The organism is Mesorhizobium sp. WSM4819 (assembly GCF_055811215.1).
On the sequence record NZ_JBVVQO010000005.1, the window covers coordinates 66,028 to 78,480 of the forward strand.

The window sequence follows — 12,453 nt, forward strand, 5'->3', positions numbered from 1 at the left end:
GAGGGTGAGGGGCTGCTCGGCGTGGCCTGACGTGGTGCCAATGAAGCGCATTCTGATCCTCGGCGGAACCACCGAAGCCCGGCAACTGGCGGGCAAGCTTGTTGCGCGCGCCGATCTTGAGGTCACGTTGTCGCTGGCCGGCCGCACCGAAAGCCCAGTTGCGCAAGGCGTTCCGATTCGCACTGGCGGTTTTGGCGGCGCCGACGGGCTGTCGGCTTTTCTTCGCGAAACCCGCATCGAGCTGCTGGTCGACGCGACGCATCCCTATGCGGCGCAAATCTCCGCCAATGCCGCGGCAGCGGCGCGAGAGGCCGGCGTGCCGATCGTCGCGCTCAGGCGCCCAGGCTGGGAGCCGGCCGAAGGTGACCGCTGGACGCTGGTCGACAGCGTCGCCAGCGCGGTGACGGCGCTGGGCCCTGTGCCGCGTCGCGTTTTCCTGGCGCTCGGACGGCAGGAGGTCGCCGCCTTCGAGGCGGCGCCCCAGCATCATTATCTGATCCGCAGCGTCGACCCGGTCGAGCCAAGGCTCGCTGTGCCCGACGCGGCCTATCTCCTGGCGCGCGGGCCGTTCCGGGAAGCCGACGAACAGGCACTGCTTCGGGAACACCGCATCGATGTCGTCGTGTCCAAGAACAGCGGCGGCGAGGCGACCTATGGCAAGATCGCCGCAGCGCGGGCACTCGGCATCGAGGTGGTCATGATCCGCAGGCCGGCGCTGCCGGATGCCGCGTCGGCGGAAACCGTCGAAGCGCTTGCCGCGATGGTCGATCATTTTCTGGTCGGTCATTTTCTTGGGCCCGCTGCCGAACGCGGCGTATAGACCAGCGCCGGTTTTTCGCCGCGCTTGATGATCCTGGTTTCCGGCGAGCCGATGATGATGCAGGTCGCCATGTCGGCTTTTTCCGCATCGGCGTCCGCCAGCAGAACAACCTCGATGCACTCGTCGGGACGGCCGGCAGCGCGGCCGAAGACGACCGGCGTGGTGCCCGGAAGGATCGCGGTCAAGCATTCGAAGGCGCGGCCAAGCTGCCAGGGGCGTGCCTTGCTGATCGGATTGTAGAGCGCGATGACGAAGCCAGCGCCGGCCGCAGCCAGCAGCCGCAATTCGATGAGATCCCATGGCTTTAGATTGTCGGACAACGAGATGGCGCAGAAATCATGGCCGAGCGGTGCGCCGATGCGGGCCGCGACCGCGAGCATGGCGGTGATGCCGGGCAGCATCGAAACGTCGACGGCACGCCATTCGGCCGGGCCGGCCTCGATCGCCTCGCAGACGGCTGCCGCCATGGCAAAGACGCCGGGGTCGCCGCCCGAGACAACGGCGACATTGTGGCCTTGCGCAGCCATTGCCAGCGCATCCTTGGCGCGGGACAGCTCCTCGCGATTGTCGGAGGCGACGCGGGTCTGGTCCGGGCGCATGTCGAGCCGGTCGAGATACGGCTTGTAGCCGTAGAAGAATCTTGCCTCGGCGACGGCGCGGCTTGCCTCCGGCGTCACCTGGTCGGCATTGCCGGGCCCAAGGCCGACAACGGTCAGGCGGCCACTCATGCTTCGGCTCCCGATGCGGCGGCCCGGCCTGACCAGCCGGCGACCAGCACGATGGCGAAGTAGGGCGCGTTGTCGCCCTGCTTGTCGGCCAGCCGCATCGAAACGCCGCCCGGCATGGTGCCGCGCTCGACATAGACGGCACGCGCCAGCTTGTCGGTCGCCGCCAGCGCGCGCCTGATCTTGGGCAGGTTGCGGCCAACCTTCATGATGACAGCGGCATCGGTGTCGGCGAGGCGGCGCGTCAGCTCGAATTCGCTCATCGTGCCCGGCAGCACGGTCAATACATCGTCGCCCTGGACGATCGGCGTTCCGGTCGCCGACCAGCAGCCGGACATGGCGGTGACGCCGGGAATGACCTCTGTTGGAAAGCGGTGCGCCAGCCTGACATGCAGGTGCATGTAGGAGCCGTAGAACAGCGGGTCGCCTTCCGAAAGCACCGCGACCATCCTGCCGGCGCTGAGATGCTCGGCGACCTTTTCGGCCGACTCCTCGTAGAAATCCGCTATCTGCGACCGGTAATCGCTGTGATCCTTGTCGATTTCGGTGGTGACGGGATAGAGCAGCGGCAACTCGATCAAATCAGGACGAAAATGCGCGCCGACGATGGCGCGCGCATTGCTGTTGTTGCCGCGCTTGGCGAAATGCGCAACGACGTCGGCCTCGGCCAGCGCGCGCACGGCCTTGAGCGTCAGCAATTCGGGGTCGCCGGGACCGGTGCCGACGCCGACAAGCCTGCCTTTTACAATCGCGTTCACAGGCCCGGCCTCGCCAATGCGTTGAGGGCGGCCGCGGTCATGGCGCTGCCGCCCAGCCTGCCGCGCACGATCGCGTAGGGAACGCCGTAGGAATTCTCGGCCAGCGCGTCCTTCGATTCGGCAGCACCGACGAAACCGACCGGCATGCCGATGATGACAGCCGGTTTCGGCGCACCGTCGCGCAGCCTTTCCAGCAGGTAGAAAAGTGCGGTCGGCGCATTGCCGATGGCGACGACCGAACCGGCCATGCGCTCGCCCCACAGGTCGATGGCTGCGGCCGAACGGGTGTTGCCGATCTTTTTCGCTATGTCGGACGTCCGCGGGTCGCGCAACGTGCAGATCACCTCGTTACCGGCCGGCAACCGGGCGCGGGTGATGCCGTGCGAGACCATCTCGGCATCGCAGAAGATCGGCGCGCCGGCCGCCAGTGCCGCGCGGGCGGCGGCAACGAAATCGCTGGAAAAAACAAACTGCCGTGCGGCCTCGACCTGGCCGCAGGCATGAATCATGCGGATGGCGACATCGGCTTCGGCATTGGAAAAGCGCGACAGGTCGGCCTCGGCGCGAATGATGGCGAAGGAGCGCTCATAGATCGCCGTGCCGTCATGGATGTAGTCGTAGGGGGCGGGCATGTTCATTCCTGTCGGTAGGGTTCGGTGACACCGGCCGCGCCAAGCCTTGTCAGGCAGGCGGCGGTGGACTCGCCTCGAAATCGTGCTTCGCGGATCGCTGCGGCAATGCGGCCAACGCTGCGCGCGGCGTCATAGCCTGGCCTGTATCCGGCGGGAAGGGCCTTTGCCGTCCCGTCCACGACAAGTCCGGCTCCGTTATCGCCGCCGACCAGTGTCAGCGCCGCCCGGCCGGGATGGGCGCAGCCCTTGGCACAGCCGGAGATATGGAGGGTGACGGAGGCATCGAGGAGGTCGCGGTTTTCGGCGGCGACGGTCTCGGCGATGTCGCGCGCGGCGATCCGGCCGGAGGCGCAGGCCGGCGCACCGGGGCAAGCGGCGATTTTCGTGCGCGGGTCGGCAGCATCGGTGACGAAGCCGAGGCTGGCGGCGGCCTGCTGAAGCGCGTGGCAGGCGGTCGGGGAGAGGCCGATGAAAAGCAGTGCGCGTCGTGGCGCCAGGCGGATTTCGGCCGCGCCAAGGGTGAGGGCGTGTTTCGTGAGGCCGATGAGTTTTTGCGCCGGCATGCTGCCGAAGGGCAGGCCGATGCCGAGGGCGGCCGTGTTGCTGGCGAGAGGAAAGAGGCCGATCGGCCAAGGTATTGGTTCGGACAATTTGACAGGCAGGCGATCCTGCGCACCCCCCTCTGTCCTGCCGGACATCTCCCCCGCAAGGGGGGAGATCGGCAGTTCCGACGCCGCCGCTCGTCCTGCAAGGCCAGTGATTGGCGAAAGCGGTGATGAGAGCTCAATCTCCCCCCTTGCGGGGGAGATGTCCGGCAGGACAGAGGGGGGTGTGAAGGAATGCCAGCTTGCGAGGGATACTAACTGCCTCTCCGTCAAATCCCTTGCATGGGCTTCGCGGCCTTTTTCGGCAACCATCCTCAGAATTGCGATGGCGATATCACGGGCAGCATCTTCCTCGACCATGACGAGCGGCGCCGCATTCTGCCCGTCACCAGCGACAACCACCCGCCACTGCGTTCCGGCATCAATCCGCACCGCAGCCAGCCTGACATCGGCCGTAACCGCATCCATAGCCAACTGTCCGCCGCCATCGACGATCACCGAAACCTTAGGGCCAAGGCGCGGCGGAAGGCCTGCTACCTCGATCGCTGCCCGAATCCGCTCCGCCAGCGGGCGTGGATCGGCAACTTCTTGCGGATCCAGCCCGGCCAGCGGTCCGGTCTCGACCGGCACGCCGGTGCGCACTGCGATGCCGAGCGCGTCGACCTCCATTGCCAGCAGCCGGGCGCTGGCCGGCGTCAGGCCGCGGATCTGCAGGCTGCCACGCGCGGTCACTTCGATGATGCCGTTGCCATGCCGCAAGGCGGATTCACCGAGCCCGATCAAGGATTTCGGCGAGAGTCCTCCAGCGACCGGGTTGAGCCGCACCAGAAGCCCGTCGCCGGTCTGCATCGGCGCGGACAAAGCAGGGCAGGCGCCGCGACGTGAGAAGGCGTTCATGCCGCCACCCCCAGCGCGCGGGCTTCGGCGATCAGGGCGGCGAGGTCGTCGTCGACGGAATTGCGCAGCGGGTGCCAGAGACCGCGCCGCCGCGCCGACAAAAAACGCTCGGCGATGATTTTCGCGGCCGCCGGATTTTCGCGCAGGATGAAGGCGCGCACCTCGGGATCGCCGAGATAGGCGTCGTGCACGGCCTCGATCAGCGTGCCCGGTATGGCATGGGTGGTCTCGGCGAAACCGACGAGACGGTCGACCGTCTCGGCGAATTCCGAAGCGCCGCGCGGCCCGTGCCGCATCTGGCCGGCAATGAAGCGCGGGTTGACGGCGCGGGCGCGAACGACCCGAGATACGGCTTCTCCAAGCGAGCGCGGCTTCGGCTTTTGCGGATCCGTGGTGTCGAGGACGATGACGTCGGCGTTCTTGCCAAGCGCTGCAAGCGCTGCCGAAAAACCGCCGACGAAGGCGACATCGGCGGAGCCTTCCAAAATGTCGCGGCCGGGGTCGTCTCCGGTATGGACGAGGAGGTCGGCCTCGGCGACGCGACCCTCGAACGCGCCGGGCGCTGAATTCGCTTCGCCCTCGGCGCCGCCATAGGCATGCGAGGTGGCGTCGAGATAGGCGCGACCGATTTCTTCGCGCGCCGCCCAGTCGCCGCTCGACAGCAACGCCTCGATACCGGCGCCGTAGGTGCCGGGCGAGGTGCCGAAAATGCGCGGGCTGACCTTGCCATCGGCGCGGGTTTTTGCGGCGAGCGGGTTTTCCGTCGCGTCCTCGTCGCGGGCGGCGACGGCGTTGGCGGCCGCATCGATCAGGGCGATCTGGGTCGGGAACATGTCGCGGAACAGGCCTGAAATGCGCCAGGTGACATCGACGCGCGGGCGGTCAAGGGTGGCCGGCGGCAGCACTTCGATCCCGGTGACGCGGCCGGTGGCGCCATCCCATTGCGGCCGGCAGCCCATCAGCGCCAGGCCTTGCGCGATCTCTTCGCCGCCGGTGCGCAGAGAGGCCGAGCCCCAGAGGTCGATGACCAGCGAGCGCGGCCAGTCGCCATGCGCCTGCATGTAGCTGCGCAAGACCTCGTCGGACGCCGCCCTGCCGAGATCGAAGGATGTCGGCGTCGGCATGGTGCGTGGATCCGATGTGAACAGGTTGCGGCCAGTCGGCAGCACATCGCGCCGGCCACGCGCCGGTGCGCCGGCCGGCCCGGCAGCGACATGGCGGCCGTCGAGGGCCGCGATCAATGCTGACTTCTCGGCTGCTGCACTTTGCTGGCGCAGCGGATCGGCCTCGCCCTCGGGCGAGCGGCCGTAGATGTGCAGCCCGTCCTTGATGGCGAAGTCCTTGAGGTCGCAGAGCCAGGCGTCGATGCGGCGCAGCGCTTCGTCGGGCGCGTCGGTTCCGGCGACGCCGGCCTCGGAGGCGAGATCGGTCTTTTCAGCGGTTTCGACGATCAGCCTCGCCAGGCGGTCGCGGCGGCGGCGGTCGAGCCCTTCAGCCTGGGCATATTCGTCGACCAGCCGCTCGAGCTGCTGCTGGTTCTCGTCCAGACCGGCGCCGGTCAGCGGCGGCGGCAAATGGCCGAGGGTGACGGCGGCAATGCGCCGCTTGGCTTGTGCCGACTCTCCCGGGTTGGAGACGATGAAGGGATAGATGACGGGCAGGGGCCCGGTGACGATCTCGGGAAAACAGGTTTCGCTGAGCGCCACTGTCTTGCCGGGCAGCCATTCCAGCGTGCCATGGGCGCCGACATGGACGAGGGCATGGACATCGAGCATCTTGCGCAGCCACAGGCCAAAGGCGATCAGCGCATGGCGCGGCGGCAGCGTCGGGTCGTGATAGTCGGCGCGACGGTCGACTGAACGCCCGCGGTCGGGGGCAAGTGCTACGGTGATGTTGCCGAAGGTGGCGGCGCGGAAGGGGAAGCGTTTGCTGTTTGCCAGACTCGGATGTTGGCGCGAGGCACCCCCCTCTGTCCTGCCGGACATCTCCCCCGCAAGGGGGGAGATCGAGCTCTCATCCCCGCTTTCGCCAACTACCAGCGTTGTATAACGAGCGACGGCGTCCGAACTGCCAATCTCCCCCCTTGCGGGGGAGATGTCCGGCAGGACAGAGGGGGGTGCCTCGCGCAAACCTGTTTCATCTTCGGCCTTACCCCATGCGGCCGTCACCTCAGCGATGGCCGCTGCAGGCAATTCCGCCGAGAAGTCGAGATAATCCTTCAGCCCCAAGCCTTCGCCACCACGCTCCAACTCATCCAGCAATTCACGCGGCGTTTGCGGAATCCCTTCAACGACGTAGCCCTGTTCGCTCAGGTCGTGCAGCATCGCCAGCACGCTGGACGGCACGTCGAGGCCGACGGCGTAGCCGGTGCGGCCGGGCGCGCTTGGATAGTCGGGGATCAGGATGGCGAGCTTGCGCTTTTCGCGCGGCGTGCGCTGCAGGCGCACGAACGCCTCGACACGGTTCGCCACCTGGGCGACGCGGTCCGGCTCCGGCCGGTTGGCGAAGGCGCGGAAAGCCAATGCGGGATCGACCTCGCTTTCGCCCTTGAAGGAAATGGCGCCGGCGAGAATGCGGCCGTCGAGTTCGGGGAGGACGACATGCATGGCCAGGTCGGCGGGCGCCAGGCCGCGCTGGTTGTCTTGCCAGATATCGCGGCGTGTCGTCGCGACGATGACCTGGAAGACAGGAACGCCGGCGCGGTCAAACAGGGTTTCGACGCCGGGCTCGGCACCCGAGGCGAAGGCGGTCGCGGTGATGATCGCGGCCGGCTTCAGCGTGGCGAGCGCGCGTTCGACAAAGGCGAGCGAGGCTGGGTCCTTGAGGCTGGAGACGAAGATCGGCACGGGGGCCATGCCGCGCTGCCGCAGCGCTTCAAACAATGCGTCGATCGGCGCGACGTCGGCGGCGAGCAGCATCGAGCGGTAGAAGAGGATGGAGATGATGGGGGCGGATTCTATGGCTGCAAGGCCGGTATTTGAAAAGTCCGGTCTTTCTACGACCCCCAATTCCGGCTCATAAAATCCCGCCTTCGGCACGACAACCGGCTCCGCGACCGCCACATCTGATCCGGCGAGACTTGCCAGCCTCTGCACCAGCGCCGTCATATTCTCCGGGCCGCCTTCGCGGAAATAGCCAAGCAGGCCGTCGAGCTCCTGGCGCGGCAGCGTCGAGCCTTCGATCAGCCGCAGATCCTCGTCGCGGCATTCGCCGGGCAGCAGCGCCAGTTTTATGCCGTGCGCGCGGGCGGTCGAGGCGAGCTGGTCGCAGCCGTAGCGCCACCAGTCGTAACCGCCGAGGATGCGAACCAGAACAACCCTGGCGTGCCGGGCGACGCTGTCGATCCACAGATCCACAGACATCGGATGGCGCAGATCGCGCAAGGTGGCCAACCGCATCGACGGCAGGCGATCCGCGTCCGCCTGCCACGCCGCCGCCAGCCCGGCCAGATCGCTGTCGGTGAAGGACAGCGCCACGACATCCGCAGGCGTCTGCCTGAGATCGACAGGCTCGGCAAGATCGTCGAGCGAGGCGGATGTGGTGGTGAGGATGTGCATCGCGGCTCGTGCCTGAGGTCAGCCGGCGAGGATACGCTCGATCGCCGGGCGGTTCAGCCCTTTCAGGCCGATGACGACGAGGCGGGAGCGGCGATCGTCGGCGGCGGTCCAGGCGCGGTCGTAATAGTGGTTGACGCGCGGCCCGACTGCCTGCAGCAACAGCCGCATCGGCTTGCCGCCGACCTCGACGAAGCCTTTTACGCGCAGCACGTTTTCTTCTTCCGCCGCCGTGGCGACCCGCAAAGCCAGCTCTTCGGGATTGGCGATCGACGGAATGTCGATGACGAACGAGTCGAAATCGTCATGCTCGTGATCGAGCTCGTCATCGTGGTGAGTCTTGCGGCTCTCGATGTCGTCCTCGACGGCAAGGCCGAGGCCGAGCAGCACGGAGGGATCGACCTTGCCCTGCGAGGCCGGCACGATCTTCACCGCGCGGGCGGCGTGCTTGCCGATGATGGTATTGGCGCGGGCCGAGCCGGTGGCCTCCATCAGGTCGCTCTTCGACAATATGATCAGGTCGGCGCAGGCGAGCTGGTCCTCGAACACCTCCTCGACCGGATCGTCGTGGTCGAGCGTCTCGTCCTGCGCGCGCTGCGCCTGCAGGGCGTCCATGTCGTTGGCAACGCGGCCTTCGGCCAGCGCCGGTCCGTCGACCACGGCAATGACCCCGTCGACCGTCACCCGGCTCTTCACCGTCGGCCACTGGAAGGCCTGGACCAGCGGCTTGGGCAGGGCCAGCCCGGAGGTTTCGATCAGGATATGGTCGACCCTGGGCGTCAGCGACAGGATCTGGTCGAGCGCCGGGACGAAATCGTCGGCGACGGTGCAGCAGATGCAGCCATTGGCCAGCTCGACGATATTTTCCTCAGGGCAGGTGTCGATGCCGCATCCCTTAAGAATCTCGCCATCGATGCCGATGTCGCCGAACTCGTTGACTATGATGGCCAGCCGCTTGCCGCCAGCGTTTTCGAGCAGATGGCGGATCAGCGTCGTCTTGCCGGCGCCGAGGAAGCCGGTGACGACGGTGCAGGGCACGCGCGAGACGGAAGTGGTCATATCTGGTCCTTCAAAAGGTCGAGGGGAGGGATGCGGGCAACGAGGCCGCGCTTCAGGCAATCGGGGCGGCCGCGCCATGGCATGAGGCCGTCGGTCGAGGTGGCGAAGAGTTTTGCGCCGGTGATGAGATCGGCGCCGCTGGTCGCGGTCAGGTCGCCAAAGACATAGCTCCAGCAGCCGTCGCGCAGGATAGCGGCGCTGAGGCGGCGCTTGCAGTTGCCGAGGCATTCGACGCTGCGGATACGGATATTTTCGCCAGAGGCGGCGCGGCGCGTGTCTTCGGCCAACAATTCGCCGGCGCGAGGATGGCCGTCGGAGCCGGTCTCGTCACGGCAGGAGGCGCAGACGATCACGGTGACGTCGGCCAGAGCATCATCATCGCCGGGCAATACGCCCGCTGTCTCAGCCGAAAAACTGCTGTCGCGTTCCAAATCAGGCTCCTTGCCCGGAAAACCCGCCAGGCGATCGGATTCTTATGTCCTAGACGGCAGGTCTCCTGGCTCGCGGGTCATCGCCTTGGTGCCGCCTTCCCGGGATTTTCCCAGTGGTTATCGGCCTTGGCTCGTCGCTTACAGTTGCGGGGACAGCCGCGGATTTGAAATCGGATTTCGCACCGCATTCCCTCTTGGCTCCTCCCTTTGCCGAGAGGAGACCGTCTGAACCGGATTTAGGCTTGTGGAGGCAGTCGTGTCAACGCACGTCTACGACGCGGCGAGGGAAACGCTGCGGGGCAATTTTCGCGTCGGCGCTGCCCCTCATTGCCCTGCCGGGCATTTCTCCCCGTATAGTGACGGGGAGAAAGAGCTGGCCGCAACGGCGGCGCCTGCACGCTGGCGATTGGCGAAACCATCGATGATAGCATCCCTCTCCCCGTCTCTATACGGGGAGAGGACGCCGGCAGGCAGGTGAGGGGCAGCGCCGACATCGACCTCACGAAACCGCGACATCCGCCAGAGCCTGGCCCAAATCCCCCGCCGGCGTCACCTCGATGCGTTCCAAGCCGAGCCAACCCTGCATCAGCTGCAATTCCTCAAAAAGTTCGGCGGCGGTTTGCGGCGGCGCGCCGGGTTCGGCATAGGCGGCATGGACGCGCAGCACGCCGGCCGGGCGGTCGGCCTTAAGGTCGATGCGCGCCACGATCCTTTCGCCGAGCAGGAACGGCAGCACATAATAGCCGTATTGGCGCTTTTCGGCAGGGGTGTAGATCTCGATGCGATAGCGGAACTCGAACAGTCTTTCCGTACGCGCCCGCTCGAAGACTACCGGATCGAAGGGAGCGAGCAAGGCGCGCGCCTCGATCTTGCGCGGAAAACGGGCATTCCTGTGAAGATAGGCGGGCTTGCTCCAGCCTTCGACGGTCACCGGCAAGAGGTCGCCGGCGTCGACCAGTTCCTCGATGCGGCCTTTGATGTCGGCGGGGGAGAGGCGGAAATAGTCGCGCAGGTCGCCTGCTGTCGCGACGCCGTGGGCGCGGGCGGAAATGCGCAGCAATTCGCGGTGCGCATCCTCAGGCGAGGGCACAGGCAAGGCAAGTACTGCCGGCGGCAGCACGCGCTCCGGCAGATCATAAAGCCGCTCGAAGCCACGACGTGACGCCGTGGTGATGCGGCCGGCCCAGAACAGCCATTCGAAAGCGTGCTTGGCGTCGCTCCAGCCCCACCAGCCGCCTGAGCCTTTCTGGCCTTCCAGGGCGGAAGCGGCGATCGGGCCGCGTTCGACGACCTCGCGAAAGATGTCTTCAATGTAGGCGGTGCGCTCGCGGCCCCACTTGGCCAGCCCGTTATACATTTCCTCCCCACGTTCGGCCCGTTCCATGCGCCAGCGCATCAGCGGATAGGTTTCGACCGGCAGAAAGGAGGCTTCGTGCGCCCAATATTCGAAGACTTTGCGCTTGCGCGTCACGGCGGCGTTGTCGAGCAGGGCGAGCGGGTAGGGGCCAAGCCGCGAATAGAGCGGCATATAATGGGCACGCACCACCGCGCTGACGGAGTCGATCTGCAGCAGACCGGTCCGGGCAAGCACACGTGCCAGATGGCGGCGATCGGGCGTGCCGTTAGGGCGAGGATCGGAAAACCCCTGTGCGGCAAGCGCGATGCGCCGGGCCATGGCGTTCGAGATTTTTTCCTTCATGCAGACGGCACTCTGTCGGCGTTCGACCAAAGGTGGGAGAGATGATTCCGCATCATGCTAGCAGGGTTCTGGCGGCATCTATGTCAGGAGAGAAAGTGGAGTAAAACGCGAAGGAAATCAAACAGGAGCGGATTGGACCAGTTTATCCGGAGATGCCGTCGAGTACCGTGTTTTGAACAAGGTTTGACTTGCTTCGCCGAAAGCCCTGCGCTAACCCTCGCCGCGTTGCAGCATAGAGCCCCTAAAACGGTTCAGTGGTTAAACTGTCACGCTTCCGCAAGTGGGTCCGGTGCTGTAATCAGAGTGGATTGGCCGCCAACGGAAAGCTGCAGCATGAACGCATTGTTGAGTTCGTACCTGCCCATCGTCCTGTTCATCGGCGTGGCGCTGGTCGTCGGCCTGGCGCTGCTTGCCGCACCCTTCCTGGTGGCCTACCGCAATCCCGATCCGGAAAAGCTTTCCGCCTATGAGTGCGGCTTCAACTCGTTCGATGACGCCCGCATGAAGTTCGACATCCGCTTCTACCTGGTGTCGATCCTGTTCATCATCTTCGATCTGGAAGTGGCCTTCCTGTTTCCGTGGGCGGTGTCTTTCAGCCAGATCGGCATGCTCGGTTTCTGGTCGATGATGGTGTTTTTGGCGGTGCTGACCATCGGCTTTGCCTATGAATGGAAGAAAGGAGCGCTGGAATGGGATTGAGCGACAATTCCGGCACGCTCGTCGCGCCGAAGCCAAAAGGCATTCTCGACCCCAGCACCGGAAAGCCGGTGGGGGCGAATGATCCCTTCTTCCTCGAGATCAACGACGAGCTTGCCGACAAGGGCTTTCTCGTCACCTCGACCGAGGCGCTGATCACCTGGGCGCGCAGCGGCTCGCTGATGTTCATGACCTTCGGTCTTGCCTGCTGTGCGGTCGAGATGATCCACACCTCGATGCCGCGCTATGACTCGGAGAGGTTCGGCGTTGCGCCGCGCGCCTCGCCGCGCCAGTCCGACATCATGATCGTCGCCGGCACGCTGACCAACAAGATGGCGCCGGCGCTGCGCAAGGTCTACGACCAGATGCCGGAGCCGCGCTACGTCATCTCGATGGGCTCCTGCGCCAATGGCGGCGGCTACTATCACTATTCCTATTCGGTGGTGCGCGGCTGCGATCGCGTCGTGCCGGTCGACATCTATGTGCCCGGCTGTCCGCCGAGCGCGGAAGCGCTGCTCTACGGCATCCTTCTGTTGCAAAAGAAGATCCGCCGCACCGGCACGATCGAGCGGTGAGC

The 12,453-nt window shown here is 65.9% G+C and carries 11 protein-coding genes and 1 riboswitch; of the genes, 3 read left to right on the forward strand and 8 right to left on the reverse strand.

Going from position 1 to position 12,453, the window contains the following annotated elements; genetic code table 11:
• Window positions 1-40: 40 nt before the first annotated feature.
• The gene (locus AC0L18_RS06865) at window positions 41-820 is read left to right on the forward strand and encodes a cobalt-precorrin-6A reductase (RefSeq protein ID WP_473491225.1); all 780 of its coding nucleotides are present in this window, start codon (window positions 41-43) and stop codon (window positions 818-820) included.
• On the opposite strand, the gene AC0L18_RS06870 is transcribed toward AC0L18_RS06865, so the two are convergent.
• From AC0L18_RS06870 to AC0L18_RS06905, 8 genes are all read right to left on the reverse strand, one after another.
• The gene (locus tag AC0L18_RS06870) at window positions 784-1,548 is read right to left on the reverse strand and encodes a precorrin-3B C(17)-methyltransferase (RefSeq protein WP_473491227.1); all 765 of its coding nucleotides are present in this window, start codon (window positions 1,546-1,548) and stop codon (window positions 784-786) included. The genes AC0L18_RS06865 and AC0L18_RS06870 overlap by 37 nt on opposite strands.
• On the reverse strand, window positions 1,545-2,303 hold the full coding sequence (locus tag AC0L18_RS06875; RefSeq protein ID WP_473491229.1) for a precorrin-2 C(20)-methyltransferase: 759 nt from the start codon (window positions 2,301-2,303) through the stop codon (window positions 1,545-1,547). Before AC0L18_RS06875 ends, AC0L18_RS06870 begins: the two co-directional genes overlap by 4 nt.
• On the reverse strand, window positions 2,300-2,941 hold the full coding sequence (locus AC0L18_RS06880; protein WP_473491230.1) for a precorrin-8X methylmutase: 642 nt from the start codon (window positions 2,939-2,941) through the stop codon (window positions 2,300-2,302). Before AC0L18_RS06880 ends, AC0L18_RS06875 begins: the two co-directional genes overlap by 4 nt.
• The gene (gene cobG, locus AC0L18_RS06885; protein WP_473491231.1) at window positions 2,938-4,437 is read right to left on the reverse strand and encodes a precorrin-3B synthase; all 1,500 of its coding nucleotides are present in this window, start codon (window positions 4,435-4,437) and stop codon (window positions 2,938-2,940) included. Before cobG ends, AC0L18_RS06880 begins: the two co-directional genes overlap by 4 nt.
• Window positions 4,434-7,994 carry a cobaltochelatase subunit CobN gene (locus AC0L18_RS06890; RefSeq protein ID WP_473491232.1) on the reverse strand — a complete coding sequence of 1,187 codons (3,561 nt, stop codon included), beginning with the start codon at window positions 7,992-7,994 and terminating at the stop codon, window positions 4,434-4,436. The genes cobG and AC0L18_RS06890 overlap by 4 nt, the downstream gene beginning before the upstream one ends.
• A gap of 18 nt (window positions 7,995-8,012) precedes the next feature.
• Window positions 8,013-9,050, reverse strand: coding sequence for a cobalamin biosynthesis protein CobW (gene cobW / locus AC0L18_RS06895; protein WP_473491233.1), 1,038 nt, complete (start codon window positions 9,048-9,050; stop codon window positions 8,013-8,015).
• Entirely contained in the window at window positions 9,047-9,481 is a 435-nt protein-coding gene (locus tag AC0L18_RS06900) for a DUF1636 family protein (RefSeq protein ID WP_473491235.1), read from the reverse strand. The genes cobW and AC0L18_RS06900 overlap by 4 nt, the downstream gene beginning before the upstream one ends.
• 38 nt (window positions 9,482-9,519) lie before the next feature.
• A riboswitch (cobalamin riboswitch) is annotated at window positions 9,520-9,722 on the reverse strand.
• A 258-nt stretch (window positions 9,723-9,980) separates the two neighbouring features.
• Window positions 9,981-11,180, reverse strand: coding sequence for a winged helix-turn-helix domain-containing protein (locus AC0L18_RS06905; RefSeq protein ID WP_473491236.1), 1,200 nt, complete (start codon window positions 11,178-11,180; stop codon window positions 9,981-9,983).
• Window positions 11,181-11,513: 333 nt separating this feature from the next.
• Between AC0L18_RS06905 and AC0L18_RS06910 the strand changes: the two genes are divergently transcribed.
• Window positions 11,514-11,879: an NADH-quinone oxidoreductase subunit A gene (locus AC0L18_RS06910; RefSeq protein ID WP_023798850.1), complete on the forward strand. Its 366-nt coding sequence runs from the start codon at window positions 11,514-11,516 to the stop codon at window positions 11,877-11,879.
• Entirely contained in the window at window positions 11,870-12,451 is a 582-nt protein-coding gene (locus AC0L18_RS06915; protein ID WP_023798851.1) for a NuoB/complex I 20 kDa subunit family protein, read from the forward strand. Before AC0L18_RS06910 ends, AC0L18_RS06915 begins: the two co-directional genes overlap by 10 nt.
• The last annotated feature ends 2 nt before the right edge of the window (window positions 12,452-12,453 follow it).